The 25,169-nt window shown below is 70.1% G+C and carries 27 protein-coding genes; 9 read left to right on the forward strand and 18 right to left on the reverse strand.

The genetic code is table 11. The annotated features are described in order from the left end of the window. Positions 1-151: 151 nt before the first annotated feature. The 7 genes from ACFWV8_RS22810 to ACFWV8_RS22840 form a co-directional block, all read right to left on the reverse strand. Positions 152-880, reverse strand: a complete 729-nt coding sequence (locus ACFWV8_RS22810) for an antibiotic biosynthesis monooxygenase (RefSeq protein WP_384205358.1) — start codon at positions 878-880, stop codon at positions 152-154. A gap of 71 nt (positions 881-951) precedes the next feature. Continuing rightward, positions 952-1,473: an SMI1/KNR4 family protein gene (locus ACFWV8_RS22815; protein WP_384205361.1), complete on the reverse strand. Its 522-nt coding sequence runs from the start codon at positions 1,471-1,473 to the stop codon at positions 952-954. Positions 1,474-1,486: 13 nt separating this feature from the next. After that, on the reverse strand, positions 1,487-2,164 hold the full coding sequence (locus ACFWV8_RS22820) for a DUF4232 domain-containing protein (RefSeq protein WP_384205364.1): 678 nt from the start codon (positions 2,162-2,164) through the stop codon (positions 1,487-1,489). A gap of 71 nt (positions 2,165-2,235) precedes the next feature. Beyond that, positions 2,236-3,225 carry a 2,3,4,5-tetrahydropyridine-2,6-dicarboxylate N-succinyltransferase gene (gene dapD, locus ACFWV8_RS22825; protein ID WP_384205367.1) on the reverse strand — a complete coding sequence of 330 codons (990 nt, stop codon included), beginning with the start codon at positions 3,223-3,225 and terminating at the stop codon, positions 2,236-2,238. A gap of 110 nt (positions 3,226-3,335) precedes the next feature. Continuing rightward, positions 3,336-3,593: a hypothetical protein gene (locus ACFWV8_RS22830; protein ID WP_329389185.1), complete on the reverse strand. Its 258-nt coding sequence runs from the start codon at positions 3,591-3,593 to the stop codon at positions 3,336-3,338. A gap of 9 nt (positions 3,594-3,602) precedes the next feature. Then, positions 3,603-4,190 (reverse strand): TetR/AcrR family transcriptional regulator, encoded by a 588-nt coding sequence (locus ACFWV8_RS22835; RefSeq protein WP_384205371.1) that lies wholly within the window; start codon positions 4,188-4,190, stop codon positions 3,603-3,605. Continuing rightward, positions 4,190-4,516, reverse strand: coding sequence for a DMT family transporter (locus ACFWV8_RS22840; protein ID WP_384205373.1), 327 nt, complete (start codon positions 4,514-4,516; stop codon positions 4,190-4,192). Before ACFWV8_RS22840 ends, ACFWV8_RS22835 begins: the two co-directional genes overlap by 1 nt. A gap of 125 nt (positions 4,517-4,641) precedes the next feature. On the opposite strand from ACFWV8_RS22840, the gene ACFWV8_RS22845 reads away from it, so the two are divergent. Then, entirely contained in the window at positions 4,642-5,799 is a 1,158-nt protein-coding gene (locus ACFWV8_RS22845; RefSeq protein WP_384205376.1) for a hypothetical protein, read from the forward strand. A gap of 73 nt (positions 5,800-5,872) precedes the next feature. On the opposite strand, the gene ACFWV8_RS22850 is transcribed toward ACFWV8_RS22845, so the two are convergent. From ACFWV8_RS22850 to ACFWV8_RS22885, 8 genes are all read right to left on the reverse strand, one after another. Continuing rightward, a complete protein-coding gene (locus ACFWV8_RS22850) occupies positions 5,873-6,211 on the reverse strand; it encodes a metal-sulfur cluster assembly factor (RefSeq protein ID WP_189108654.1) in 339 nt (112 codons plus the stop codon). After that, the gene (gene sufU, locus ACFWV8_RS22855; RefSeq protein WP_384205380.1) at positions 6,208-6,672 is read right to left on the reverse strand and encodes a Fe-S cluster assembly sulfur transfer protein SufU; all 465 of its coding nucleotides are present in this window, start codon (positions 6,670-6,672) and stop codon (positions 6,208-6,210) included. Before sufU ends, ACFWV8_RS22850 begins: the two co-directional genes overlap by 4 nt. 11 nt (positions 6,673-6,683) lie before the next feature. After that, positions 6,684-7,958, reverse strand: coding sequence for a cysteine desulfurase (locus ACFWV8_RS22860; RefSeq protein ID WP_384205383.1), 1,275 nt, complete (start codon positions 7,956-7,958; stop codon positions 6,684-6,686). Then, positions 7,955-8,719 (reverse strand): Fe-S cluster assembly ATPase SufC, encoded by a 765-nt coding sequence (gene sufC / locus ACFWV8_RS22865; protein ID WP_329389156.1) that lies wholly within the window; start codon positions 8,717-8,719, stop codon positions 7,955-7,957. The genes ACFWV8_RS22860 and sufC overlap by 4 nt, the downstream gene beginning before the upstream one ends. A 7-nt stretch (positions 8,720-8,726) precedes the next feature. Then, positions 8,727-9,044 carry a bifunctional 3-phenylpropionate/cinnamic acid dioxygenase ferredoxin subunit gene (locus ACFWV8_RS22870; RefSeq protein WP_329389154.1) on the reverse strand — a complete coding sequence of 106 codons (318 nt, stop codon included), beginning with the start codon at positions 9,042-9,044 and terminating at the stop codon, positions 8,727-8,729. Then, the gene (gene sufD, locus ACFWV8_RS22875; RefSeq protein WP_329389152.1) at positions 9,044-10,222 is read right to left on the reverse strand and encodes a Fe-S cluster assembly protein SufD; all 1,179 of its coding nucleotides are present in this window, start codon (positions 10,220-10,222) and stop codon (positions 9,044-9,046) included. Before sufD ends, ACFWV8_RS22870 begins: the two co-directional genes overlap by 1 nt. Before the next feature lie 71 nt (positions 10,223-10,293). Next, positions 10,294-11,715 carry a Fe-S cluster assembly protein SufB gene (gene sufB / locus ACFWV8_RS22880; RefSeq protein ID WP_329389150.1) on the reverse strand — a complete coding sequence of 474 codons (1,422 nt, stop codon included), beginning with the start codon at positions 11,713-11,715 and terminating at the stop codon, positions 10,294-10,296. Continuing rightward, complete coding sequence (locus tag ACFWV8_RS22885) at positions 11,712-12,524, reverse strand: helix-turn-helix transcriptional regulator (RefSeq protein WP_384205395.1); 813 nt, start codon at positions 12,522-12,524, stop codon at positions 11,712-11,714. Before ACFWV8_RS22885 ends, sufB begins: the two co-directional genes overlap by 4 nt. Positions 12,525-12,694: 170 nt before the next feature. Here ACFWV8_RS22885 and ACFWV8_RS22890 point away from each other — a divergent pair, with 170 nt between their 5' ends. The 3 genes from ACFWV8_RS22890 (at position 12,695) to ACFWV8_RS22900 (ending at position 15,456) form a co-directional block, all read left to right on the forward strand. Beyond that, positions 12,695-13,630 (forward strand): ABC transporter ATP-binding protein, encoded by a 936-nt coding sequence (locus ACFWV8_RS22890; protein ID WP_384205398.1) that lies wholly within the window; start codon positions 12,695-12,697, stop codon positions 13,628-13,630. Further along, entirely contained in the window at positions 13,627-14,412 is a 786-nt protein-coding gene (locus ACFWV8_RS22895; RefSeq protein WP_384205401.1) for an ABC transporter permease, read from the forward strand. The genes ACFWV8_RS22890 and ACFWV8_RS22895 overlap by 4 nt, the downstream gene beginning before the upstream one ends. Before the next feature lie 66 nt (positions 14,413-14,478). Then, positions 14,479-15,456 (forward strand): heme A synthase, encoded by a 978-nt coding sequence (locus ACFWV8_RS22900; protein WP_384205404.1) that lies wholly within the window; start codon positions 14,479-14,481, stop codon positions 15,454-15,456. A gap of 43 nt (positions 15,457-15,499) precedes the next feature. Here the strand turns inward: ACFWV8_RS22900 and ACFWV8_RS22905 are convergent, their stop codons facing one another. From ACFWV8_RS22905 to ACFWV8_RS22915, 3 genes are all read right to left on the reverse strand, one after another. Then, positions 15,500-16,615 (reverse strand): amidohydrolase family protein, encoded by a 1,116-nt coding sequence (locus ACFWV8_RS22905; protein WP_384205407.1) that lies wholly within the window; start codon positions 16,613-16,615, stop codon positions 15,500-15,502. 107 nt (positions 16,616-16,722) lie between these two features. Continuing rightward, complete coding sequence (locus tag ACFWV8_RS22910; protein ID WP_329389137.1) at positions 16,723-17,097, reverse strand: hypothetical protein; 375 nt, start codon at positions 17,095-17,097, stop codon at positions 16,723-16,725. A gap of 29 nt (positions 17,098-17,126) precedes the next feature. Further along, entirely contained in the window at positions 17,127-18,074 is a 948-nt protein-coding gene (locus ACFWV8_RS22915; protein WP_384205411.1) for a heme o synthase, read from the reverse strand. Between the two features lie 336 nt (positions 18,075-18,410). Here ACFWV8_RS22915 and tkt point away from each other — a divergent pair, with 336 nt between their 5' ends. From tkt to pgl, 5 genes are read left to right on the forward strand one after another with little or no spacing between them, the layout of a single operon-like run. Beyond that, positions 18,411-20,489 carry a transketolase gene (gene tkt / locus ACFWV8_RS22920; RefSeq protein WP_384205416.1) on the forward strand — a complete coding sequence of 693 codons (2,079 nt, stop codon included), beginning with the start codon at positions 18,411-18,413 and terminating at the stop codon, positions 20,487-20,489. Between the two features lie 35 nt (positions 20,490-20,524). After that, a complete protein-coding gene (gene tal, locus ACFWV8_RS22925) occupies positions 20,525-21,643 on the forward strand; it encodes a transaldolase (protein ID WP_329389132.1) in 1,119 nt (372 codons plus the stop codon). A 4-nt stretch (positions 21,644-21,647) separates the two neighbouring features. Beyond that, on the forward strand, positions 21,648-23,180 hold the full coding sequence (zwf, locus tag ACFWV8_RS22930) for a glucose-6-phosphate dehydrogenase (RefSeq protein WP_329389130.1): 1,533 nt from the start codon (positions 21,648-21,650) through the stop codon (positions 23,178-23,180). Next, positions 23,177-24,193 (forward strand): glucose-6-phosphate dehydrogenase assembly protein OpcA, encoded by a 1,017-nt coding sequence (gene opcA / locus ACFWV8_RS22935; RefSeq protein WP_384205423.1) that lies wholly within the window; start codon positions 23,177-23,179, stop codon positions 24,191-24,193. The genes zwf and opcA overlap by 4 nt, the downstream gene beginning before the upstream one ends. Continuing rightward, positions 24,190-24,972 (forward strand): 6-phosphogluconolactonase, encoded by a 783-nt coding sequence (gene pgl, locus ACFWV8_RS22940; protein ID WP_329389126.1) that lies wholly within the window; start codon positions 24,190-24,192, stop codon positions 24,970-24,972. Before opcA ends, pgl begins: the two co-directional genes overlap by 4 nt. Positions 24,973-25,169: the final 197 nt, after the last annotated feature.

The following is a 25,169-nucleotide window of genomic DNA, read 5'->3' on the forward strand; positions in this document are numbered from 1 at the left end:
TGTACCCCCGCCCGGGGTGGTGGGCCCCCCCCGGGCCCCCCCCGGCCCCCCCCCCCCGCGCCGAGCGGTCCCACGCCGCGTCGGTGGGGGTGGGGGGCCGCGCCCCCCACGACGGCCCCCACCCCCCGCTTCCTCAGCCGGTGCCGGAGCCTTAGACGGCGTCCGGGCCCGCGTCCGGGCCGGCGCTGAGGCTGATCGCGGGCGTGTACCTGTTCACCGTGCCGCCCACACGGCCGGGGAAGTTCTGTACCTTCTCCCACTGCTCCGTGTCCGAACCGATGCCCTCGCCCGGCGAGTTGAGCGCCGCGATATGGTCCTCGGCGCTCTCCCACTCGGCGTAGTTGAGCACCCGCGTCCCGTCCGTGCCGACATGGAAGTGCGCGGAGATCGCACCCGTCCGGTCGTACGGATCGTTGTCAAGGGCCGCGAAGACGGCGTTCGTCCACTCCCGCTGCCGCACGCGGTCGGGCCCGTCGAACTCAACGTCGACGATCACGACACAGCCCGGCACCCGGGTATCGCCCTCGGCCGCCTCCCCGCTGCGGTACAGCTCGTACGAACCGAGCCCCATCCGCTCGATCCCCGGCACGGCCGCGTCGATCTCCGCGTTGCGCGCGTCCCGCCCCGCGCGGACGAAGTCCTGGTAGGCGGCCTCGTCGCGCCACTGCGAGTAGTGCAGCAGCGTCTCGCCGTCCTCGCCGGCCATGACGCTGTACGACAGGAGACCGCCGTCCGGCCAGTCCCAGCGCCGCCATGCCTCACTGATGGCGTCCACGGCCGCGCGCTGCCGCTCGGGCGTACCGACTCGCCAGGTACTGACCTTGACGACGCCCACACCTGGACGGGTGATCCGGGGAACGGTGGTGACCCGCACGGACATGGTGATCCCTCCTCGCCGAACCCCGTGGTGCGGCGTCACTCACCATGCTCGAATGTCAAGCGCGGTTGAGGTCAACACGACTCCGCCCAGTGCGCCACCCACTCGGCGAAGCCGGGCTCCTTGCCGAAAGGCGCGGCGCCCACGTCGCTGACGGCCCATATTCGGCCGCGCTGCGCGCCGGTGACGACGAGGTGCCAGTACAGCCCGCAGCCATCCGTGCCCAGCACGATGCTGCCGTCGTTGCTGACCTCGTCGATCAGCGGCTCTATCTCCTCGTACGGCCGGGGGTCGTCCTCCCACACCCATGCCTCGGTGAGCGGGAAAGCCTTCGCGGGCGCGCGCTGGGCGCCGCCCGAACCCCAGTCCGCGGGAAGGGACTTCAGCGGTATCAGCCCGTCGACGTCGGCGGGACCCTCACCGCTGCCGTCGCATATCTCGGCGACGAGCGTGCGGTACGGCTCCGGGAGCACGATGCCCTGCTCCCGCTCGAAGTCGTGGACGCCGTTCCAGCCCAGCGGGGGTCTGCGGAGCTCGGGCGGGAAGGCCGCGCGCAGCACGTCGAGGTCGGAGGGGTCGGCACGTTCGGTGTCCATACGTCCCATTGGATCACCGACCACTGACAGGTTCGTCCGCCGCCCACGAGGTCACGTCCAGGGTGCCGTCCGTACCGAGATCGACGGGGAGCGGCAGGGAGACGGGCTTCTCGCCGGCGGCGGGGGTGACGAGGATGTGGGCGCCCGGAGTGGGGGCGCCGTCGATGGAGGTGACGCGGTTGTTCCAGTGCAGCACCACGCTCGCTGTGCCGTCCGGTGCCAGGGTCAGCTGCCGGGGGCGGTCGTCGCGCCTGCCGGTGTAGGTGTAATCACTCTCATGGGTGACCTTGACGTCGACGGGCTCACGGGCCTCGTCGAGGAGTTCGACGCCCGGGTAGCCCTTGACGCGATAGGGCTTGTCGCCGCAGTTCCAGAGCTGGACGGTGACCACGCGGTGGCCCATGGCGGCGTCCTCGCCGCCGATCACGACATCAAGGCCCGACGGCGGGCAACCGGGCATGCTCACCCCGGCGGACGGCGATGCCGGGGCGGACTCGGCGAGCGGCGGGTAGGGCTCGACGGAGGGCCGCGCCCCGGCGGACGAGGACGGGGGCGGCCCCGGTCTGGACGGGGCGGTGCCGCCGCCCTTCTCCGCCTCGATCTCGTTGATCACTTCCGAACAGCCCGCCGTCGTCAGCAGCAGGACGAACGCCCCGGCCAGCATCCCGGCCGCGCGGTGTCGCCTCGTCATCGGATCCCGTCCCCCGTGGTGTGTGCCGCACACGGGCGCGTACGCGGCTGTCGTACGCGCCCGGCGCACCGTCAGTTGTTGCTGTGCAGAACGTCGTTCAGGCCGCCCCAGACCGCGTTGTTCGGGCGTGCCTCGACCTTTCCGGTGATCGAGTTGCGACGGAAGAGGATGTTCGACGCGCCGGACAGCCCACGGGCCTTGACGATCTCGCCGTCGGGCAGCGTCACGCGCGTACCGGCGGTGATGTAGAGACCCGCCTCGACCACGCACTCGTCGCCGAGCGGGATGCCGACACCCGCCTCGGCGCCGATGAGACAGCGCTCGCCGATCACGATGCGCTCAGAGCCACCGCCGGAGAGGGTGCCCATGGTGGAGGCACCGCCGCCGATGTCCGAGCCGTCGCCGACGACGACGCCTGCCGAGATCCGGCCCTCGACCATGGAGACGCCGAGAGTGCCCGCGTTGAAGTTGACGAAGCCCTCGTGCATCACGGTGGTGCCCTCGGCGAGGTGCGCGCCGAGCCGGACGCGGTCGGCGTCGCCGATACGTACGCCCTTGGGGGCGACGTAGTCCGTCATACGCGGGAACTTGTCGACCGAGGTGACCTGGAGGTGCAGGCCCTCCGCGCGCGCGTTCAGCCGCACCGTCTCCAGCGCGTCGACGGCGACCGGGCCGAGCGAGGTCCAGGCGACGTTGGCGAGCAGACCGAAGATGCCGTCGAGGCTCTGGCCGTGCGGCTTGACCAGGCGGTGGCTGAGCAGGTGCAGACGGAGGTACACGTCGTGCGCGTCGAGGGGCTTGTCGTCGAGCGAGGCGATGACCGTACGGACGGCGACGACCTCGACCCCGCGGCGCGTATCGGGTCCGACGGCCTTGCGGGCGGCGTCGCCGAGCAGTTCGGCCGCACGGCCGGCGTCCAGCCGCTCGGTCCCGGCGGGGCCCGGGTCGTCGCTGAGCACGGGGGCGGGGTACCAGGTGTCGAGGACGGTCCCGTCCTCGGTAAGAGTGGCGAGCCCGGCGGCGACGGCGCCGGTGGTGCGAGTAGCAGTCGTGTCGGTCATGAGCGAAACCTAACGGGCGCCCGTACGCCGAGGCCAACTGGTCTCGGCGTACGGGCACACGGTGCGCCACGGCAGCGGCGCCGGGCCCGCGCCGGTTCCGCCCAGGACCTTCAGCCGAGGCGGTTGTCGTCCCTGTCGCCCGCGGCGCGGCCCTTGTCGTCCTCGGGGCGCGGCAGCAGGCGGTGTCCCTCGGAGTGGTGGTTCACCCAGCCGCAGACCCCGCAGCTGTAGCGGCCGTCGAGCCCGGCGATGAGCGTGCCGCACTGGCGGCACTCGGCGTAGGTGATCTCGGGGCCTATGACAGCCGCGGGCTCTGTGCCGGGATCCGGCGCGCGCTCCGGCGCGGACTTGGCGGGCGGAATGCTCATCCGGTCAATCTACGGGAGCGCGCCGTGCTCCGCGGAGGCCATGTCACCGGCCGCCGACGCCCCGGCGAGAATCCGGTCCAGCATCTCGCGGGTGTAGCCGGCGTCGTACTCCCGTCCGGTGAGCAGTGCTTGAAGGCAGATCCCGTCGAGCATGGCGACCAGCGCGCGGGCCGTGACGGGGTCGACCCTGTCGGCCAGGCTCTGTGTGATCGCGTCGCACCACTCGGCGGCCACCGGCCGCAGCGCGGGGCGGCGCAGGGCGGCGAGATAGAGCTCGTACTCCAGCTCCACGCCGGTGCGGTCCGCCGCGAGCCACTGCCCGGTGACCCGGGCCAGCTCGTCCGCGATGTCGCACCCCGGGTCGGCGAGGGCGCCGCTCTCCCTGAGGACGGCGGCGAAGCCCTCGTTGGCCTGTCGCAGCGCGGCGACCAGCAGTTCGTCCAGGGAGGCGAAGTGGTACGTCGTGGAGCCGAGCGGCACATCGGCCTCGGCGGCTACGGTGCGGTGGCTCAGCCCCGCGATCCCGGCGCGCCCGGCCACCCGGATCGCCGCGTCGATGATGCGCTGGCGCCGCTCGGGGTCGTAACGCCGAGCCATCAGTGGGCCCCGCCCAGGTTGAGGAGGACGACACCGGCGATGACGAGCACGATGCCCGCGAGCTTGGCCGGAGTGGCCGCCTCGCTCAGGAAGATCATGCCGATGGCGGCGACGGCGGCGGTCCCGACGCCGGCCCAGATCGCGTACGCGGTGCCGACGGAGAGCGTCTTGAGGGTCTGGGCGAGCATGGCGAACGCCAGCACGTAACCGATCACGGCCCCCAGCGAGGGCCAGAGCCTGGTGAAGCCCTCGCTGTACTTCATCGCAGTCGTGCCGGCCACCTCCGCCGCGATGGCGATGGCGAGCAATCCGTATCCAGGCCCCATGTGTACGAGTGTACGCATGAGTTGCGTACACCCGTACACAAGGCCGGCGGATTCCCGGCCCCCGCACCGGCGGCTACGGTGTCCCGGCCGGAGGCCGGACAGGACCTAGACATCGGAGCAGAGCGGTGACGCAGGACGCGGGGCGGGGCGGCGGCAGACCGCCGGGCGGGCACGGGCCGTACGGCGGGGGGCCGCCTCCGTACGGAGGCGGGCCCCCGCCCGGCTGGGGCGGCTGGGCGCGCCCGCGCGGGCCGAAGCCGGGGGTGATACCGCTGAGCCCGCTCGATCTCGGCGAGATACTCGGCGGGGCGTTCACGACGCTGGGCCGCTACTGGGCGCAGCTTCTCGGCATCGCGGTGGCCGTGTACGGCGCCGCGTTCCTGGTGACCGGCGGGGCGCTGGCCGTCGCGTACGGCGCCGTCGGCGATCATCTGGACGTCGTCGTCGACACACCGGCCGGTTCGGCCCCGGACTGGGACCACCTGCGGCCACTGGTCCTCGCCTTCGTCGGCCTGTGGATCGTGGTGGTCGCCGCGCTGCTGCTGGCCACCGCGACCATGCAGACGTGCTGCCCGGTGATCGTCCAGGAGGCGGTGCTCGGCAGGCCGGTCAAGGTCTCCACGGTCCTGCTGCGCGCGCTGTCCCGGGTGCCCGCCGTGATCGGGACGGTCTTCCTCAGCGGACTGATCATGCTGGTCCCGGTCGTGCTGTTCCTGACCGGTCTGGTCTCCACCATGGCCACGGTCGTCGCCACGGGCGGCTGGGACCCGGCCGGCCTGCTGATCCCGCTGGGCTTCGTGGGCGGTCTGCTGCTCGGGCCCCTGGCGATCTGGCTGTGGGTGCTGTTCAGCCTCGCCCCGGCCGCTGTGGTGATCGAGTCGCGGGGGCCGGTCGACGCGCTGCGGCGCTCGGCCGAGCTGGTGCGCGGCGCCTGGTGGCGGATCTGCGGCATCTCGCTGCTGGCCTTCGCGATCGCGTCGGTCGCGGGCCTGGTGCTCCAGCAGCTGTTCAACACGGTGGGGGTGGTCCCCGGCGTGTTCGGGTCGGCGGAGATCAGCTACGAGCCGAGCTTCGGTGAGATCTTCGTCGCCGTGAGCGGCTATCTGGTCCTGGCGCTGGTGGGCCAGCTGGTCAGCCAGATCTTCTCGACGACCTTCCCGCAGCTGGTGCTGAATCTTCTCTATGTCGACCAGCGCATCCGTAAGGAGAACCTGGCCCCGGCGCTGATAGCCGCCGCACAGGCAGCACCGGCCGCACCGCCGACGGGACCGGGCTCCCCCTGAGCCCCGTACACACCTCGGGCCCCACGATCACCAGGATCGTGGGGCCCGACACGTATACGCGTGAGTCCGTGCCTCAGACGTTGAAGCCCAGCGCGCGCAGCTGCTCGCGGCCGTCGTCCGTGATCTTGTCGGGACCCCACGGCGGCATCCAGACCCAGTTGATCTTCAGCTCGCTGACGATGCCCTCGGTCGCCGACTTCGCCTGGTCCTCGATCACGTCGGTCAGCGGACAGGCCGCCGACGTCAGCGTCATGTCGAGGGTGGCGACATTCGACTCGTCGATGTGGACGCCGTAGATGAGGCCCAGATTGACGACGTCGATCCCCAGCTCGGGGTCGACGACGTCGTACAGCGCCTCGCGGACCTCCTCCTCGGAGGCCGGCTTCATCATCACGGTCTCGTTCTCGCTCATGCCGTCTCCTTATGCGCGGGGTCGCCCAGTGCCTGGGCCGTCGCGTCCTTCCACGCCATCCAGCTCAGCAGCGCGCACTTCACACGGGCGGGGTACTTGGAGACACCGGCGAACGCCACGGCGTCCTCCAGCACCTCCTCCATCGCGTCGTCCGGTTCGAGCCGGCCCTTGGACTGCATCAGCTCCAGGAACGTGCTCTGGATCTTCTTCGCGTCGGCCAGTTCCCTGCCGACCAGCAGCTCGTTCAGGACGGACGCGCTGGCCTGGCTGATGGAGCAGCCCTGGCCCTCGTACGACACGTCTTCGACGCGTGAGCCGTCGTACTTCACGCGGAGCGTGATCTCGTCACCGCACGTCGGGTTGACGTGGTGCACCTCCGCGTCGCCGTCGCGAAGACCGCGCCCGTGGGGGTGCTTGTAGTGATCCAGGATGACTTCCTGGTACATGGAATCCAGCTTCACCGGTCAGTCCCTCATCCGAAGAAATTACGGACGTGCTCCAGCCCGTCGACCAGGACATCGACCTCGGACTGCGTGGAGTACAGATAGAACGACGCCCGCGTGGTCGCCGGAATTCCGTACCGCAGGCAGACCGGCCGTGCGCAGTGGTGACCGACCCGGACCGCGATGCCCTGCTCGTCGAGCACCTGTCCCACGTCGTGGGGGTGGATGTCTCCGAGTGTGAAGGAGATCGTGGCGCCGCGCTCCTCGGCCGTGCTCGGGCCGATGATCCGCAGGTCGGGGACTTCGAGCAGCCGTTTCACCGCGTACTCGGTGATGGCGTGCTCGTGCGCGGCGATCTTGTCCATGCCGATCGCGGACAGATAGTCCACGGCCGCGCCGAGGCCGACGGCCTGGGCGACCGGGGGCGTACCCGCCTCGAACTTGTGCGGGGCCGGGGCGTACGTCGAGGAGTGCATCGACACGGTCTCGATCATCTCGCCGCCGCCGAGGAAGGGCGGAAGGTCCTCCAGCAGCTCCTGGCGGCCCCACAGGACGCCGATCCCGGTCGGGCCGCACATCTTGTGGCCGGTGAAGGCCACGAAGTCGGCCTGCAGCGCCTGCACGTCGACCGTGACGTGCGGGGCCGCCTGCGAGGCGTCGATCAGCACCAGCGCGCCGACCTCCTGCGCACGGCGGACGATCGCCTCGACGGGGTTGACCGTGCCCAGGATGTTCGAGATCAGCACGAAGGAGACGATCTTCGTCTTCTCGGTGATGATCTCGTTGATGTTCGACAGGTCGAGCCGGCCGTCGTCGGTGAGACCGAACCACTTCAGCTTCGCTCCGGTGCGCTGCGAGAGCAGCTGCCACGGCACGATGTTGGAGTGGTGCTCCATCTCCGTGATGACGATCTCGGTCTCGTGGTCCACGCGGTAGGGCTCGTCGGCCCAGCCCAGCATGTTCGCCACGAGGTTGAGCGACTCGGAGGCGTTCTTGGTGAAGATCACCTCGTCGCGGCTCGGCGCGTTGATGAAGGCGGCGACCTTGTCGCGAGCGCCTTCGTACAGGGCCGTGGCCTCCTCGGCGAGCACATGGACGCCGCGGTGCACGTTGGCGTTGTGCCGCTCGTAGTACTCGTTGAGGGCATCGAGCACCTGGCGCGGCTTCTGCGATGTCGCCGCGTTGTCCAGATACACGATCTTCTTCCCGTCGTGGACCAGCCGGTCCAGCAGGGGGAAGTCCTTACGGACCGCCTCGTCGAGCAGTCGGCCCGGCCCGGTGAGGAGGCCTGACGGCTGTGTCACGCGGATACGCCACCCTTCACGTACGCCTCGTAGCCCTCGTTCTCCAGCTTGTCGGCCAGCTCCGCGCCGCCGGACTCGGCGATACGGCCCTGGGCGAAGACATGCACGAAGTCGGGCTTGATGTAGCGGAGGATCCGCGTGTAGTGCGTGATCAGCAGTGTGCCGACCTCTCCGCTCTCCCGGACGCGGTTGACGCCCTCGGAGACGACCCGCAGCGCGTCGACGTCCAGACCGGAGTCCGTCTCGTCGAGGATCGCGACCTTGGGCTTGAGCAGTTCGAGCTGAAGGATCTCGTGGCGCTTCTTCTCGCCGCCGGAGAAGCCTTCGTTGACGTTGCGCTCGGCGAACGCCTGGTCCATCTGGAGCTGTTCCATCGCGGTCTTGACCTCCTTCACCCAGGTCCGCAGCTTGGGTGCCTCACCGCGCATGGCGGTGGCGGAGGTGCGCAGGAAGTTGGAGACCGAGACGCCGGGGACCTCGACCGGATACTGCATCGCGAGGAAGAGTCCGGCGCGGGCGCGCTCGTCGACCGTCATCTCCAGGACGTCCTCGCCGTCCAGCGTCACGGTGCCACCGGTGATCGTGTACTTGGGGTGGCCCGCGATGGAGTATGCGAGGGTCGACTTGCCGGAGCCGTTGGGGCCCATGATGGCGTGCGTCTCGCCCTGCTTGACGGTCAGGTCGACGCCCTTGAGGATCTCGCGGGCACCGCCCTCCGCGTCGACGGAGACGTGCAGGTCGTTGATTTCAAGGGTTGCCATGGGTGACTCAGGACTCCTGGGTGACGGAGACGAGCACATCGTCCCCTTGGATCTGTACGGGGTATACGGGGACGGGGCGCGTCGCGGGAAGGCCGTTCGGCTTGCCGGTACGCAGGTCGAAGCTGGAGCCGTGCAGCCAGCACTCGATCGAGCAGTCCTCGACCTCGCCCTCCGAGAGGGAGACGTTCGCGTGCGAGCAGATGTCGTTGATCGCGAACACCTCGCCCTCGGTACGGATGACGGAGACCGGTATGCCGTCGAGTTCGACCCGCTTGGGGGTGCCGTCCTCCAGCTCGGTCAGTCCACAGACTCGGACGAAGGTCATCAGACCGATGCCTCCAGCTCCGCCTCGATCTTGGCGAGCAGGCGCTCCTCGACGTCCGGCAGTTCGATCTGCTGGACCAGCTCGGCGAAGAAGCCGCGGATGACGAGGCGGCGGGCGTCGACCTCGGGGATGCCGCGCGACATCAGGTAGAAGAGCTGCTCGTCGTCGAACCGGCCGGTGGCCGACGCGTGACCGGCGCCGGCGATCTCGCCGGTCTCGATCTCCAGGTTCGGTACGGAGTCGACCCGGGCGCCGTCCGTGAGGACCAGGTTCCGGTTCATCTCGTAGGTGTCCGTGCCCTCGGCGAGCGCGCGGATCAGCACGTCACCGATCCAGACGGCGTGCGCGTCGTCGCCCTGGAGCGCGCCCTTGTAGACGGCGTTGGACTTGCAGTGCGGGGCGTTGTGGTCGACCAGGAGCCGGTGCTCCTGGTGCTGGCCCTTGTCGGTGAAGTAGAGACCGAAGAGCTCGGCCTCGCCGCCGGGGCCCCCGTACTGCACGCGCGGGTGGAGCCGTACGACGTCGCCGCCGAAGGTCACCACGATCGACTTGAACGAGGCGTCCCTGCCGACCAGCGCGTTGTGCTGGGCGACATGGACGGCCTTGGCGTCCCAGTCCTGCACGGACACGACGGTCAGCTTGGCTCCGTCACCGATGAGGAAGTCGACATTCGAGGCGACCACCGCGTCGCCGGTGTGGTCGATGACCACGACCGCCTCGGCGAAGGCGCCCAGCTCGACCACCTGGTGCACGAAGGCGGTGCCGCCCTGGCCGTGCACGGTGATCCGGATGGGCTCGGTGAGCACGGTCTCCTTGGGAACGGAGACGACCGACGCCTTCTCGAACGAGGTGTACGCCTGCGCCGCCACCCGGTCCGCCGGGATGCCTGCCTTGCCCACGCGCGGGTCGTCGCGGCCGACGGTCTCCTGGGTGACACCGGCGGGGGTGTACACCTCCGTACGGATGAGGCCGTCGGCGACGGCCGTACCGTCCTGGAGACCGCGCAGCCGCTCCAGCGGCGTGAACCGCCACTCCTCCTCGCGGCCGTGCGGAACGGGGAAGTCCGCGACGTCGTAGGACGGCGGCGCGCTCATGCGCGTGGCGACGGTCGACTCGGCGGCCACCGCGATCGACCCGGTGGTGGTGGAACCCACCGGAATGTTCAAAGCCTCAGCCATGGCTGTCGTCGTGCTCTCTCTCTGCCTCTTGGGGAATCGGTCGCTGCTGCTGACTGCCGCGCGCGGCGGCGTCAGCCGACGGAGCCTTCCATCTGGAGCTCGATCAGCCGGTTGAGCTCCAGCGCGTACTCCATGGGCAGTTCCTTGGCGATCGGCTCCACGAAGCCGCGGACGATCATCGCCATGGCCTCGAACTCCGTCATACCTCGGCTCATCAGGTAGAAGAGCTGGTCCTCGGAGACCTTGGAGACCGTCGCCTCGTGGCCCATCGACACGTCGTCCTCGCGGACGTCCACATACGGATAGGTGTCGGAACGCGAGACCGTGTCCACGAGCAGCGCGTCACAGAGCACGTTGGACTTCGATCCGGGGGCGCCCTCACCGATCTCGATGAGTCCTCGGTAGGAGGTACGGCCGCCGCCTCGCGCCACCGACTTGGAGACGATGTTCGACGAGGTGTTCGGAGCCATGTGGACCATCTTGGCGCCGGCGTCCTGGTGCTGGCCCTCGCCCGCGAAGGCGATGGACAGGGTCTCGCCCTTGGCGTGCTCGCCCATCAGATAGACGGCCGGGTACTTCATGGTGACCTTGGAGCCGATGTTGCCGTCGACCCATTCCATGGTCGCGCCCTCGTAGGCCACGGCACGCTTGGTGACGAGGTTGTAGACGTTGTTCGACCAGTTCTGGATGGTCGTGTAACGGCAGCGGCCACCCTTCTTCACGATGATCTCGACCACGGCGCTGTGCAGCGAGTCCGAGGAATAGATCGGCGCGGTGCAGCCCTCGACGTAGTGGACGTAGGCGTCCTCGTCGACGATGATCAGCGTCCGCTCGAACTGGCCCATGTTCTCGGTGTTGATACGGAAGTAGGCCTGGAGCGGGATCTCGACGTGCACGCCCTTCGGCACGTAGATGAACGAACCGCCGGACCACACGGCCGAGTTCAGCGAGGCGAACTTGTTGTCGCCGACCGGGATGACCGTGCCGAAGTACTCCTGGAAGAGCTCCGGGTTCTCCCTGAGGGCGGTGTCGGTGTCCTTGAAGATGACGCCCTGCTCCTCCAGGTCCTCACGGATCTGGTGGTAGACGACCTCGGACTCGTACTGGGCCGCGACACCGGCGACGAGACGCTGCTTCTCCGCCTCGGGGATGCCGAGCTTGTCGTACGTGTTCTTGATGTCCTCGGGCAGGTCCTCCCAGGACTCCGCCTGCTTCTCCGTCGACCGGACGAAGTACTTGATGTTGTCGAAGTCGATGCCCGACAGGTCGGAGCCCCAACTCGGCATCGGCTTCTTGCCGAACAGCTTCAGTCCCTTGAGACGGAGCTTCAGCATCCACTCCGGCTCGTTCTTCTTCGCGGAGATGTCGCGGACGACGTCTTCGGAGAGACCGCGCTTGGCGGCGGCGCCGGCCTTGTCGGAGTCGGCCCAGCCGTATTCGTACTTGCCCAGTCCTTCGAGCTCAGGATGGGCGGTCTCCGTGGGGAGCGTCATGCGGGGTTCCTCCCGGCCGTGCTTTCGGATGCGTGGTGATCGGTCTGCTGGCTGATCTGCGGTGGATCGGTCTGTGGGGTGGCGCCGGTCCCCGGGGGACCGGGTGGCGCGCCGTGCCCGCCGCTGTGCGGGATGAACGTCGTGCACACCCCGTCACCGTGGGCGATGGTCGCCAGCCGCTGCACATGGGTCCCGAGCAGTTCGGAGAAGAACTCCGTCTCCGCCTCGCACAGCTGCGGATACTTCTCGGCCACATGGGCCACCGGGCAGTGGTGCTGGCAGAGCTGCTCACCCTGCTGGTTCGGTGCGCTGCGGGCCGCGGCAGCATACCCGTCGGTGCTCAGCGCCCTGGCGAGCGCCTCGGTCCGCTTCTCGGGCGCGGCGGACTCGACCGCCTGCCGGTACGTCCCCGCCTGGGTGGCGATCCGGTCGCGCGCGAAGGCGGCGACGGCCGCTTCACCCTTGGCGCCGCCGCCCGCGCCACGGGCGATCCACTCGATGGCGTCGGCGGCGAGCTTGTCGTACGACTGGTCGAAGGCGTCCCTGCCGCAGTCGGTGAGGGCGAACACCTTGGCGGGCCTGCCTCGCCCGCGTGAGCCGTAGACGCGCTGGTCGCGCGGTTCCACCACGTCGTCGGCGACCAGTGCGTCGAGATGGCGGCGGACGGCGGCCTGGGTGAGCTTCAGGCGCCCCGCGAGGTCGGAGACGGTGGAGGGGCCGTGGTCCAGGATGGAGCGCGCGACCCGGTTGCGTGTGGAACGCTCACCGGTCGCGAGTTCCTCCTGCGGAGCCTCGCCGACGTATTTCACAACGCCATTGTTGCGTAATTCCCTCGACAGTGACAACAGCCGTCCGGTACGACGAGTGGTGCCCTGCGTCACTTAGGGTGACCTAAGAATTCAGGGGCGGCCCCGGGACCGACGGCGGTCCGCCCGCCCCCGGACCCGGGGCGTCCTGGACCGCTGCCTAGACTCACGGCATGCGCAGCGACGTCGGAGATCCGGTGGTCCAGGTCCGGGGCCTGGTCAAGCGGTACGGGGCCAGGACCGCGGTGAACGGCCTGGATCTCAGCGTCCGGGCGGGCACGGTGTCCGCGGTCCTCGGCCCCAACGGAGCCGGCAAGACCACCACGATCGAGACCTGCGAGGGCTATCGCAGACCGGACGAGGGAACGGTACGCGTCCTCGGCCTCGATCCCGTGACGGACGCGGCCCTGCTGCGCCCGCGTATAGGCGTGATGCTCCAGTCCGGGGGCGTGTACTCCGGCGCCCGTGCGGAGGAGATGCTCCGCCATATGGCCGCCCTCCACGCGAACCCGCTGGACGTCACTGAGCTGATCGAGCGGCTCGGGCTCGGCGGCTGCGGCCGTACGGCCTACCGGCGGCTCTCCGGGGGCCAGCAGCAGCGGCTCTCGCTCGCCATGGCGGTCGTCGGCCGGCCCGAGCTGGTGTTCCTGGACGAGCCGACCGCGGGACTCGACCCGCAGGCCCGCCGCTCCACCTGGGAGCTGGTGCGCGAGCTGCGCGCCGACGGGGTGACCACGGTGCTGACCACGCACTTCATGGACGAGGCCGAGGAACTGGCCGACGACGTCGCCATCGTCGACGCCGGGCAGGTCGTGGCGCACGGCACCGTCGATGAGCTGTGCCGGGGCGGCGCCGAGAACACCCTGCGCTTCACCGGCCGCCCCGGGCTCGACCTCGGCTCGCTGCTCAAGGCGCTGCCCGACGGGTCGGCCGCGGCCGAACTGGTGCCGGGCGCCTACCGGATCGGCGGCACCATCGATCCGCAACTGCTCGCGACGGTGACGACCTGGTGCGCGCAGCACGGGGTGATGCCGGACAAGATCTCCGTCGAGCGGCACACCCTGGAGGACGTCTTCCTCGAACTGACCGGCAAGGAGCTGCGTCCATGAGCACGGGTACGGACACGGGCGCCGGCAGGTACTCCCCCGCGCCGGGCGCGGCGCCGCTGCCGCGGATGATCGCCGCGCAGACGGTCTTCGAGACGAGGATGCTGCTGCGCAACGGCGAGCAGTTGCTGCTGACAGTGATCATCCCGAGTCTGCTGCTGGTGCTGTTCTCGGCGGTCGACATCATCGACACGGGCTCGGGGGCGTCGGTCGACTTCCTCGCCCCCGGTGTCCTCGCGCTGGCCGTGATGTCGACGGCTTTCACCGGACAGGCCATCGCGACGGGCTTCGAACGGCGTTACGGGGTACTGAAACGGCTTGGTGCCTCACCCCTGCCGCGTTGGGCCCTGATGACCGCCAAGACGCTCTCCGTCCTGGTCACCGAGGTCCTTCAGATCGTGCTGCTGACAGTCATCGCGTTCGCGCTCGGCTGGTCGCCCGAGGGCAGCCCCCTCGCCGTACTGCTGCTGCTCGTCCTCGGTACGGCCGCCTTCTCCGGGCTCGGGCTGTTGATGGCGGGCACGCTCAAGGCGGAGGCGACGCTGGCCGCGGCGAATCTGGTGTTCGTGCTGCTGCTGGTGGGCGGCGGCGTGATCGTGCCGCTGGAGAAGTTCCCGGACGTGGCACAGACCCTGCTCGGTCTGCTGCCGATCTCGGCCCTCTCCGAGGGGCTGCGTGATGTGCTCCAGCACGGTGCGGGGATGCCCTGGGACGACTTCGGGGTGCTGGCCGTGTGGGCGGTGCTCGGGCTCGGGGCGGCGGCCCGTCTCTTCCGCTGGGAGTAGCTTCCCGGACGCCAGCGCTGACGCGCGGGGACCCCTCGTGACTGCGTTCACAAGGGCCCGCCTACGATGGTGGCCGTGTGGAACCCCCTCGACTACATCGCCCAGCGCTGGACGCCGTCCCCCCGTACGCTCCGGCGAGCCGCCCTCTCCGCCGTCGTGATGACCGTCGTCATCATCGTCACCGGCGGCGCCGTCCGGCTCACGGGCTCCGGGCTCGGCTGCGACACCTGGCCCAAGTGCACGGACGACAGCCTGTTCGCGACGTCCGAGCAGGGTCTGCACGGCGCGATCGAGTTCGGCAACCGCATGCTGACGTACGTCCTGTCGGCGGCCGTCGGCTGGGCGATCGTCGCGGCCCGGTCGGTCAAGCCCCGGCGGCGCGGTCTCTCCCGGCTCGCCTGGAGCATGTTCTGGGTCGTGGTGCTGAACGCCGTGATGGGCGGCATCACGGTCCACATGGAGCTCAACCCCTGGACCGTGGCGGTGCACTTCCTGCTCGCCAACGCCCTGCTCACCGTCACCGTGATCGTCTGGCAGCGCACCCGCGAGGGCGACGCGACGTCCCGGCCGCGGGTGCCGCGTCCGGTACGGAAGCTGGGCTGGGCACTGGTCGTCGCGACGGGCCTGCTGATCGCCGCCGGAACGACGGTGACCGGCTCCGGCAAGCACGCGGGCGACAGCAGCGAGGTACCCCGGATGCCGTTCGACTGGATCGACGCGGCGCATGTGCACGCGGCGGCGGCCTGGGTGGTCTGCGCGCTGGCGATCGCGATGTGGCTGGTGCTGCGCGTCGTGGACGCCCCTGCCGACACGCGCGCGCGGGCGCGTGACCTGCTGATCGTGCTGCTCGCGCAGGGCGGTGTGGGCTACGTCCAGTACTTCACCGACGTGCCCGAGATCCTGGTCGGCGTCCATATGCTGGGCTCCGCGCTGACCTGGATCGCGGTCCTGCGGCTCGCGTTGAGCCTGCGTGAGCGGCCCGTGACGGAACCGGAGATCCCGGCGCAGGCGGATCCGGCCGACCCGGCGCTGTCCACGGCCTGATCCGAAAGACACAGCCCGCCGCCCTTGCGTGCTCTGACGGCCGTCAAGTCTCGTCGAGGCCGTAGATCCGGCGGGCGTTGCCCGAGGCGATCATCTCCGCGACGCGCTGCGCGTCGGCGAGCGCCCACGAACCGTCCGCCGCCCAGCCGCCGAGCACCCGCGCCACCGCCTGGCGGAAGACCCTCGCGCCCACGACGTGCAGTTCGGGCAGCCCGCGCGCGCCGCTGGAGTAGAGCAGCTTCCCGAACGGCGCCAGTTCCAACACCTCGGCCAGCACGTCCGCAGCGCGGGCCCCGGTGTGCGCGAGGGCCGGGCCGAGATCCACGTACACATGCGGGAAGGCCGCGGCGAGACGGGCGGCCTGCCGGTGGTACGGCAGCCCGTGCAGCAGCACCACGTCGGTGCCGAGCCCGGCCGTGGCCGCCGCGAAGCCCGCGATCCGCGCCGCACGGCCGTCCGGGCAGTTGCCCCGGCACCCCTCGTCGGCGCCCGCGTGCAGTTGGAGCGGCAGCCCGGTGGCGACGGCGGTCCACAGCAGATGCCGCAGCAGTACGGGGTCGGTGAGCCGGCCGCCCACCCGCCGCCCGGCGAGCCAGCGCCCGGCGGCGGCCCGTACCTCGGCGGAGCCTGGCGGCTCGGCCGCCGACGCGGACCCGTGGCGCAGGGCGGCCACGGACACGAAGGCGACGGCGGTGCCGACCGCCGCGTGCACGGCGTGGGCGAGGTTGGCGAGCAGCGAGCCGACGGTGCCCGAGGTGTCGGCGACCTGCTGGGCGAGCAGTTCGAGCCGGACGATCTCGCGGGCCTCGGCGGCGCCGGCCGCCGCGATCTCCCCGGGGGCGGTCAGATCGCCGGGCAGCCCGGTGTCGACCAGATACGTGGTGACGCCGGTGCCCCGCAACAGCCGCCGCCCTGCTTCCAGTACGCCGAGTTCCCGGCGCCGGGCGAGATAGCCGGCGGGCGAGGTGTGGGGCTCAAGACCGAGGAGCGGCGGGCACCAGCGCCGTACGGCGAACCCGGTCTGGGTGTCGAAGAAGGTGGTCCCCGGCGCGGGCGGCCCCGCGGTCCTGCCGAGCTGGGCCTCGAAGGTGCCGAGGCCCAGCTCCGTACGGAGCACGCCGTGGCAGTTCTGGTCCACCAGAGTCATTGTCTCGATCATGGCGCTTCCCGTCCTGGACCGAATCCCTACAGTCCTAACGGGCGGGCGGCGCTCGGGGTGTTGCCCGACCCACCGATCGAAACCGGACACGCCTCGGCCAGGAAGCCCTACGCGTTGGACGGGCCGCCGAGTTGGATGCCCGCCATGCGGGTCCACTCGTACGGGCCCGTGCGGACCTTCGCGGCGAACTCGCCGTCGAAGGACTCGTGCACCGTGATCCCCGACTTCTCGACGGCCTTCAGCGCCACCTCGTGCGAGGGGGCGACCAGATCGCCCCAGTCGCCGTCCCGCGCCACGAGCACGATGCGGGTGCCCGCCTGGCCCAGATACGCGAGCTGTCCCTCCGCGGCGCCGCCGTGCCGGCGCGCGAACGCGCCGATCTGCTTGGCCAGTCGGGCCGCGCGCCGCTCGTCCCGCGCGGCCTGCCGGCTCGCGCGCGCCGCCCCGTCACCGGTCTGCTCGTCAACCTCGGTCTCTGCCATGGGCGACATGCTACCGACGGGTAGTCGTGTCAGCGGAGGAAGGGGTCCACCGCGACGGCCACGAAGAGCAGCGACACATAGGTGATCGACCAGTGGAACAGCCGCATTTCCTTCAGCTTGGCGCCCGTCTCACCGGACTTGGCCCGTGACTGGAGCGCGTGCGCCTCCCACAGCCACCAGCCGCCGGCCACCAGGGCCACCGACGTGTAGAACCAGCCGGTGTAGCCCAGCGGGGTCAGCAGCAGCGACACCACCACCATCACCCAGCTGTAGAGCACGATCTGGCGGGCGACCACGCGGTTCGACGCGACGACGGGGAGCATCGGCACGCCCACGCGCGCGTAGTCCTCGCGCACCTTCATCGACAGCGGCCAGTAGTGCGGCGGCGTCCAGAAGAACATCACCAGGAAGAGGATGACGGCGGCCCAGGACAGCGAGTTCGTGACGGCCGACCAGCCGATGAAGACGGGCATACAGCCGGCGATGCCGCCCCAGACGATGTTCTGGGACGTACGCCGCTTGAGGATCATCGTGTAGACGACGACGTAGAAGAGGAGCGCGCCGAGCGCGAGCGCCGCCGACAGCCAGTTGACCAGCAGGCCGAACCAGAGCGTCGAGATCACGGCCAGGGAGAGCCCGAAGACCAGGCTCTCGCGGGGCGACACCATGCCGGTCACCAGCGGGCGCTGCGACGTGCGGTCCATCATCGCGTCGATGTCGCGGTCGATGTACATGTTCAGCGCGTTGGCACCGCCGGCGGAGAGGTAGCCGCCGACGCAGGTGACGACCATCAGCCAGAAGTCCGGCGCACCCTGCTCGGCCAGGAACATCACCGGCACGGTGGTGATGAGCAGCAGCTCGATGATCCGTGGTTTGGTCAGCGCCACGAACGCTTTGACGCGGGCCCCGAACGGCCGATGGCCCCCCGGGCTCGGAGTCAGGACGACCCCTGCGGGTCGGGACTCGACGGCCGTCACGCACACCCCAGACAGAGAAATCCCAGCAAGTTTCGGGCGTGAAGGCCCGGTAAAGACTTGCGCGTACCACGCCACTCTAGACGTTGCCCATATGCCGTTCTTATCGGGGGTGGGCTCGTGTTGACGCCTGCTGGGAGCGCCGCGCGCGGAGTCGGGCCCCGACCCTCGGCCGCGCCCGGGAGGCGTACCCGACACCCTCCCGGCACCCCGGTGATGCCTCCTCTTCACGGAAGTGGACGGGCACGGTCGCGAAGCGCCACAAGGGTAGGCTCGGCACCGAACCGGTGCGCCCTCAGACACCGGGATTCGACATGTGGAGAGGAGCCCTGACTCAGGGTGAGCACCAAGCCGACCACCACAGATCTCGAAGAGTGGACCGACCTGGACCGCAAGGCGGTCGATACCGTCCGCGTCCTGGCCATGGACGCCGTACAGAAGGTCGGCAACGGCCATCCCGGTACGGCGATGAGCCTGGCCCCCGCCGCCTATGTGCTCTTCCAGAAGCTGATGCGGCACGACCCGGCAGACGCGCAGTGGACCGGACGCGACCGGTTCGTACTCTCCGCGGGCCACTCGTCGCTGACTCTCTACATCCAGCTGTATCTCGCGGGCTACGGCCTGGAGCTGGACGACCTGAAGGCGTTCCGCACCTGGGGGTCGAAGACCCCGGGCCACCCGGAGCACGGCCACACGGTCGGCGTCGAGACCACCACCGGGCCGCTCGGCCAGGGTGTCGCCAACGGCGTGGGCATGGCCATGGCCGCCCGCTACGAGCGCGGCCTCTACGACCCCGACGCGGCCCCTGGCACCTCGCCCTTCGACCACACCATCTGGGTCGTCGCGGGTGACGGCTGCCTTCAGGAGGGTGTCTCCGGCGAGGCGTCGTCGCTGGCCGGCCACCAGAAGCTCGGCAACCTCGTCCTGCTCTGGGACGACAACCACATCTCCATCGAGGGTGACACCGAGACCGCCGTCTCCGAGGACACCCTGAAGCGGTACGAGGCGTACGGCTGGCACGTCCAGCGCGTCGAGCAGCTGCCGAACGGCGACCTCGACCCGGCGGGTCTGGCACGTGCGCTGAAGGCGGCGCAGGCCGAGACCGAGCGCCCCTCGTTCATCGCCGCGCGCTCGATCATCGCCTGGCCCGCCCCGAACGCGCAGAACACCGAGGCCGCGCACGGCTCGGCGCTGGGCGACGAGGAGGTCGCCGCCACCAAGCGGGTGCTGGGCTTCGACCCGGGGCAGACCTTCGAGGTGGCCGACGAGGTCCTGGCGCACACGCGTCAGGCACTCGACCGGGGCCGCGAGACGCGCGCCGAGTGGGAGAAGACGTTCGCCGCGTGGCGTACGGCCAACCCCGAGCGTGCCGCGACGTTCGACCGGATCCGCGCGGGCGAGCTGCCCGACGGCTGGGAGAAGAAGCTGCCGGTCTTCGAGTCCGGCAAGGGCGTCGCCACCCGTGCCGCGTCCGGCAAGGTCCTCCAGGCGCTCGGCGCCGTCATTCCGGAGCTGTGGGGCGGTTCGGCCGACCTCGCTGGCTCCAACAACACCACGATCGACAAGACGTCGTCGTTCCTCCCGGCGGGCAACCCGCTGCCGGAGGCCGACCCTTACGGCCGCACGGTGCACTACGGCATCCGTGAGCACGCCATGGGTTCGACGATGAACGGCATCGCGCTGCACGGCAACACCCGTATCTACGGCGGCACTTTCCTGGTGTTCTCCGACTACATGCGCCCGGCCGTGCGGCTCGCGGCGCTGATGCAGGTGCCCGTCACGTATGTGTGGACGCATGACTCGATCGGTCTCGGCGAGGACGGTCCCACCCACCAGCCCGTCGAGCATCTGGCGGTCCTGCGGGCCATCCCCGGCCTCAACATCGTGCGTCCCGCGGACGCCAACGAGACGGCGATCGCCTGGCGCGAGATCCTCAAGCGGCACGCCAAGGGCGCGCCGCACGGGCTGGCGCTGACACGTCAGGGTGTGCCGACGTACGAGGCCAACGAGGGCGCGGCCAAGGGTGGTTACGTGCTCTTCGAGGCCGAGGGCGGCGAGCCCCAGGTCGTACTCATCGGTACCGGCTCCGAGGTCCAACTGGCGGTCGAGGCACGCGAGCGGCTTCAGTCGGAGGGCATCGCGACCCGTGTGGTGTCGATGCCGTCGGTCGAGTGGTTCGAGGAGCAGGATCAGGCCTACCGGGACAGTGTCGTGCCGCCGTCCGTAAAGGCGCGGGTGGCGGTCGAGGCTGGAATCGGGCTCACCTGGCACCGATTTGTGGGCGACGCCGGCCGTGTCATCTCGCTGGAGCACTTCGGTGCCTCGGCCGACGGCAAGGTCCTCTTCCGGGAGTTCGGATTCACCGCGGACGCGGTCGCGTCCGCCGCCCGGGAATCTCTGGCAGCCGTGACGCGCTGACGTTGGTATACGACTAAGTAGGAGATGCAACTCTTATGACAGACGCACTCAAGCGCCTCTCCGACGAAGGCGTCGCGATCTGGCTCGACGACCTGTCGCGCAAGCGCATCACATCAGGCAATCTCGCCGAACTGATGGACCAGCAGCATGTCGTGGGTGTCACGACCAATCCCTCGATCTTCCAGAAGGCCATCTCCCAGGGAGACGGTTACGAGGCTCAGGTCACCGACCTCGCGACGCGCGGGGTGACCGTCGAGGAAGCCGTCCGCATGATCACGACGGCGGACGTCCGCGACGCCGCCGACATCCTGCGCCCGGTCTTCGACGAGACGCAGGGCCAGGACGGCCGCGTCTCCATCGAGGTCGACCCCCGGCTGGCGCACAACACGGCGGCGACCGTGGCCGAGGCCAGGCAGCTGGCCTGGCTGGTGGACCGCCCGAACACCTTCATCAAGATCCCCGCCACCCGCGCGGGGCTCCCGGCGATCACCGAGACGATTGCCCGGGGCATCAGTGTCAATGTGACGCTGATCTTCTCCCTCGCGCGCTACCGCGAGGTCATGGACGCGTACCTGTCGGGTCTGGAGAAGGCGAACGCCGCGGGCCTCGACCTCTCGAAGATCTACTCGGTGGCGTCCTTCTTCGTCTCCCGCGTGGACACCGAGATCGACAAGCGGCTCGGCGCGCTGGGCACGGACGAGGCCAAGGCAGCGCGCGGCAAGGCCGCCGTGGCCAACGCCCGGCTGGCCTACGAGGCGTACGAAGACGTCTTCGGCACCGACCGGTGGGCGACGCTGGACCGCCTCCAGGCCAACAAGCAGCGTCCGCTGTGGGCCTCGACGGGCGTCAAGGACCCCGCGTACCGGGACACGATGTACGTCGACGACCTGGTCGCCCCGCACACCGTGAACACCATGCCGGAGGCCACGCTGGACGCGGTCGCCGAGCACGGAGCGGTCACCGGTGACACCGTGAGGGGTACGTACGACCAGGCGCGTGCCGATCTCGAAGCCATCGAGAAGCTGGGCATCTCGTACGACGATGTCGTCCAGGTGCTGGAGGACGAGGGCGTCGAGAAGTTCGAGAAGGCCTGGACCGACCTGCTCAAGTCGACCGAGGCGGAGCTCAAGCGCCTCGCCCCTTCGGAGGACTGAACCCTTGACCGCAACCCACGGAGCGAATCCGCTTCGTGACGCCGCGGACCGACGGCTCCCGCGTATCGCGGGGCCGTCGGGCCTGGTCATCTTTGGCGTCACGGGTGATTTGTCCCGTAAAAAGTTGATGCCGGCCGTCTATGACCTTGCCAACCGGGGCCTGCTGCCGCCGGGATTCTCGCTGGTCGGGTACGCCCGTCGCGAATGGCAGGACGAGGATTTCGCGCAGGAGGTCCACGACGCGGTCAAGGCGCACGCCCGTACGCCCTTCCGGGAGGAGGTCTGGCAGCAGCTCATCCAGGGGATGCGCTTCGTCCAGGGCGACTTCGACGACGACCAGGCCTTCGAGAACCTGAAGTCCACCATCGAGGACCTCGACAAGGTGCAGGGCACGGGCGGCAACTTCGCCTTCTACCTCTCCGTACCGCCGAAGTTCTTCCCCAAGGTCGTCAAGCAGCTCAAGAAGCACGGGCTGGCCGACCAGAAGCAGGGCTCCTGGCGGCGCGCCGTCATCGAGAAGCCGTTCGGCCACGACCTGACCTCCGCGCAGGAGCTCAACAAGGTCGTGCACGAGGTCTTCCCGTCCAACGAGGTCTTCCGGATCGACCACTACCTGGGCAAGGAGACCGTTCAGAACATCCTCGCCCTGCGCTTCGCGAACACCCTCTTCGAGCCCGTCTGGAACCGGTCGTACGTCGACCATGTCCAGATCACGATGGCCGAGGACATCGGCATCGGCGGCCGGGCCGGTTACTACGACGGCATCGGCGCCGCGCGTGACGTCATCCAGAACCACCTCCTGCAGCTCCTCGCGCTCACCGCGATGGAGGAGCCCGCCTCCTTCGACGCGGACGCGCTGGCCGCCGAGAAGACCAAGGTGCTCGGCGCCGTGCGGCTGCCGCACGACCTCGGCAAGGACACGGTGTTCGGGCAGTACGCCGCGGGCTGGCAGGGCGGCGAGAAGGCCGTCGGCTATCTCCAGGAAGACGGCATCGACCCCAAGTCGACCACCGACACCTACGCCGCGGTGAAGGTGGAGATCGACAACCGCCGCTGGGCGGGCGTCCCCTTCTACCTCCGTACGGGCAAGCGCCTGGGCCGCCGTGTCACCGAGATCGCGGTCGTGTTCCAGCGGGCCCCGCACTCCCCCTTCGACCACACGGCCACCGAGGAGCTGGGGCACAACGCCCTGGTCATCCGGGTGCAGCCGGACGAGGGCGTGACCATGCGCTTCGGGTCCAAGGTGCCAGGCACGGCGATGGAGGTGCGGGACGTCTCGATGGACTTCGCCTACGGCGAGTCCTTCACGGAGTCCAGCCCCGAGGCGTACGAGCGGCTGCTGCTCGACGTGCTGCTCGGCGACTCGAACCTCTTCCCGCGCACGGAGGAGGTCGAGCTGTCCTGGAAGATCCTCGACCCGATCGAGCGGCACTGGGAGAAGCACGGCAAGCCCGCGCAGTACGAGTCCGGGACCTGGGGTCCGGTCGAGGCGGACGAAATGCTCGCACGACACGGACGGAGCTGGCGTCGGCCATGAAGATCGACCTTACGGACACCACGTCCAGCAAGATCAACAAGGCGCTGGTCGACGGACGTCGGGCGATCGGCACCCCGGCCGTCGGGATGGTCCTCACCCTGGTCCTCGTCACGGACGAGGAGAACGCCTACGACGCGCTCAAGGCCGCCAACGAGGCGTCCCGCGAGCACCCGTCGCGCAAGCTGGTCGTCGTCAAGCGAGTCTCCCGCTCGGCGCGCGACCGGTCCAAGGCGCGCCTCGACGCCGAGGTGCGGCTGGGCGTGGAGGCCGGCACGGGCGAGACGGTCGTACTGCGGCTGTACGGCGAGATCATCGACCACGCCCAGTCGGTCGTTCTGCCGCTGCTGCTCCCCGACGCCCCGGTCGTGGTCTGGTGGGCGGCCAACGCGCCCGACAACCCCAGCAAGGACCCGCTGGGCACGCTCGCCCAGCGACGGGTGACGGACACGTACACCGCCGAGAACCCGATCGAGGAGCTCAAGGCCCGCGCCGCCGTCTACACCCCCGGCGACACGGATCTGGCGTGGAGCCGGATCACCCCGTGGCGCTCGATGCTGGCCGCCGCGCTGGACCAGGTCGACTGCAAGGTCACCGCGGTCCATGTGGAGGGCGAGGAGATGAACGCGAGCTGCGAGCTGCTCGGGATGTGGCTCGCCGACAGGCTGCACGTCGCGGTCACGCGCTCGGTCTCGCCGGGCCCCGGCCTCACGGCCGTCCGGATGGAGACCGACTGCGGGCCGATCGAGCTGCGCAGGTCGGACGGCTCGCTGGCGACGCTCGCCATCGAGGGCCAGCCCGACCGGGCGGTGGCGCTCAACCGGCGGGAGACCTCGGAGCTGATCGCCGAGGAGCTGCGCAGGCTGGACCCGGACGACACGTACGCGGCGACGCTGCGGTTCGGCGTGGAACGGGTGGAGCCGGCGAAGAACGCGGCGCACGGCTCGGGTGCGGGCTCCGGTCACACGGCGGAGAAGGCGGCGCCGCAGGCCGACAAGAAGGCGACGTCGAAGTGAGCGTTCCGCAGCTCGTCGTCCACCGGGACAAGCAGCTGATGGCGTGTGCCGCGGCGGCCCGGCTGATCACGAAGATCGTGGACGCCCAGGCCTCGCGCGGCTCCGCGTCGATCGTCCTGACCGGCGGGCGCAACGGCAACGGTCTGCTGGCCGCACTGTCCGAGGCGCCCGCCCGGGACGCGGTCGACTGGACCCGGCTCGACCTCTGGTGGGGCGACGAACGCTTCCTCCCGGAGGGCGACCCGGAACGCAACATCACCCAGGCGCGGGCCGCGCTGCTGGACTCGGTACCGCTGGACCCCTCACGGGTGCACGCGATGCCGGCATCCGACGGCCCGTACGGCTCCGACATCGAGGCGGCGGCAGCCGCGTACGAGACGGAACTGGCCGCCGCCGCACGGCCGGAGGACCATGCCCGGGTCCCGTCCTTCGACGTGCTGATGCTCGGCGTGGGCCCGGACACGCACGTGGCCTCGCTCTTCCCCGAGCTGCCGGGCGTCCGGGAGACCGAGCGCACGGTGGTCGCGGTGCGCGGCGCCCCGAAGCCGCCGCCGCTCCGGATCTCCCTGACCCTGCCCGCGATCCGGGCGGCGCACGAGGTGTGGCTGCTGGCGGCGGGCGAGGACAAGGCGGAGGCGGCGGAGATCGCCCTCTCCGGCGCGGGCGAGATCCAGGCGCCGGCTGCGGGGGCGTACGGCCGCGCGCGGACGCTCTGGCTGCTGGACGAGCCTGCGGCGTCGAAGCTGCCGCGCGCGCTGTATCCGCAGGCGTCCGCCTGATGCCGCGGGGCTTCCGCCTGATGTCACGGGTGTCCGCCTGACTGAACGTCATCTCATCGGCCCGACGGCCCGGTTCGCCTCCCCGGCGGCCGGGCCGTCGCTGTCAGTGGGTCCCGGTAGCGTTCTTCTCCTACCGCAGTGCGGGGTCCATTCCCCTGCGGGATTCATCGTGCGTGAACGGGGAGAGGTGCGTGTTC

Source organism: Streptomyces sp. NPDC058665 (assembly GCF_042714995.1).
In the GTDB taxonomy this organism is placed as follows: Bacteria; Actinomycetota; Actinomycetes; order Streptomycetales; family Streptomycetaceae; genus Streptomyces.

Excerpts from the sequence above, each read along its gene's own strand:
- ACFWV8_RS22810 (WP_384205358.1), bottom strand. The coding sequence starts at position 880 with ATGTCCGTGCGGGTCACCACCGTTCCCCGGATCACCCGTCCAGGTGTG.
- ACFWV8_RS22815 (WP_384205361.1), bottom strand. The coding sequence starts at position 1,473 with ATGGACACCGAACGTGCCGACCCCTCCGACCTCGACGTGCTGCGCGCG.
- ACFWV8_RS22820 (WP_384205364.1), bottom strand. The coding sequence starts at position 2,164 with ATGACGAGGCGACACCGCGCGGCCGGGATGCTGGCCGGGGCGTTCGTC.
- dapD (WP_384205367.1), bottom strand. The coding sequence starts at position 3,225 with ATGACCGACACGACTGCTACTCGCACCACCGGCGCCGTCGCCGCCGGG.
- ACFWV8_RS22830 (WP_329389185.1), bottom strand. The coding sequence starts at position 3,593 with ATGAGCATTCCGCCCGCCAAGTCCGCGCCGGAGCGCGCGCCGGATCCC.
- ACFWV8_RS22835 (WP_384205371.1), bottom strand. The coding sequence starts at position 4,190 with ATGGCTCGGCGTTACGACCCCGAGCGGCGCCAGCGCATCATCGACGCG.
- ACFWV8_RS22840 (WP_384205373.1), bottom strand. The coding sequence starts at position 4,516 with ATGGGGCCTGGATACGGATTGCTCGCCATCGCCATCGCGGCGGAGGTG.
- ACFWV8_RS22850 (WP_189108654.1), bottom strand. The coding sequence starts at position 6,211 with ATGAGCGAGAACGAGACCGTGATGATGAAGCCGGCCTCCGAGGAGGAG.
- sufC (WP_329389156.1), bottom strand. The coding sequence starts at position 8,719 with ATGGCAACCCTTGAAATCAACGACCTGCACGTCTCCGTCGACGCGGAG.
- ACFWV8_RS22870 (WP_329389154.1), bottom strand. The coding sequence starts at position 9,044 with ATGACCTTCGTCCGAGTCTGTGGACTGACCGAGCTGGAGGACGGCACC.
- sufD (WP_329389152.1), bottom strand. The coding sequence starts at position 10,222 with ATGGCTGAGGCTTTGAACATTCCGGTGGGTTCCACCACCACCGGGTCG.
- sufB (WP_329389150.1), bottom strand. The coding sequence starts at position 11,715 with ATGACGCTCCCCACGGAGACCGCCCATCCTGAGCTCGAAGGACTGGGC.
- ACFWV8_RS22890 (WP_384205398.1), top strand. The coding sequence starts at position 12,695 with ATGCGCAGCGACGTCGGAGATCCGGTGGTCCAGGTCCGGGGCCTGGTC.
- ACFWV8_RS22895 (WP_384205401.1), top strand. The coding sequence starts at position 13,627 with ATGAGCACGGGTACGGACACGGGCGCCGGCAGGTACTCCCCCGCGCCG.
- ACFWV8_RS22900 (WP_384205404.1), top strand. The coding sequence starts at position 14,479 with ATGGTGGCCGTGTGGAACCCCCTCGACTACATCGCCCAGCGCTGGACG.
- ACFWV8_RS22905 (WP_384205407.1), bottom strand. The coding sequence starts at position 16,615 with ATGATCGAGACAATGACTCTGGTGGACCAGAACTGCCACGGCGTGCTC.
- ACFWV8_RS22910 (WP_329389137.1), bottom strand. The coding sequence starts at position 17,097 with ATGGCAGAGACCGAGGTTGACGAGCAGACCGGTGACGGGGCGGCGCGC.
- tal (WP_329389132.1), top strand. The coding sequence starts at position 20,525 with ATGACAGACGCACTCAAGCGCCTCTCCGACGAAGGCGTCGCGATCTGG.
- opcA (WP_384205423.1), top strand. The coding sequence starts at position 23,177 with ATGAAGATCGACCTTACGGACACCACGTCCAGCAAGATCAACAAGGCG.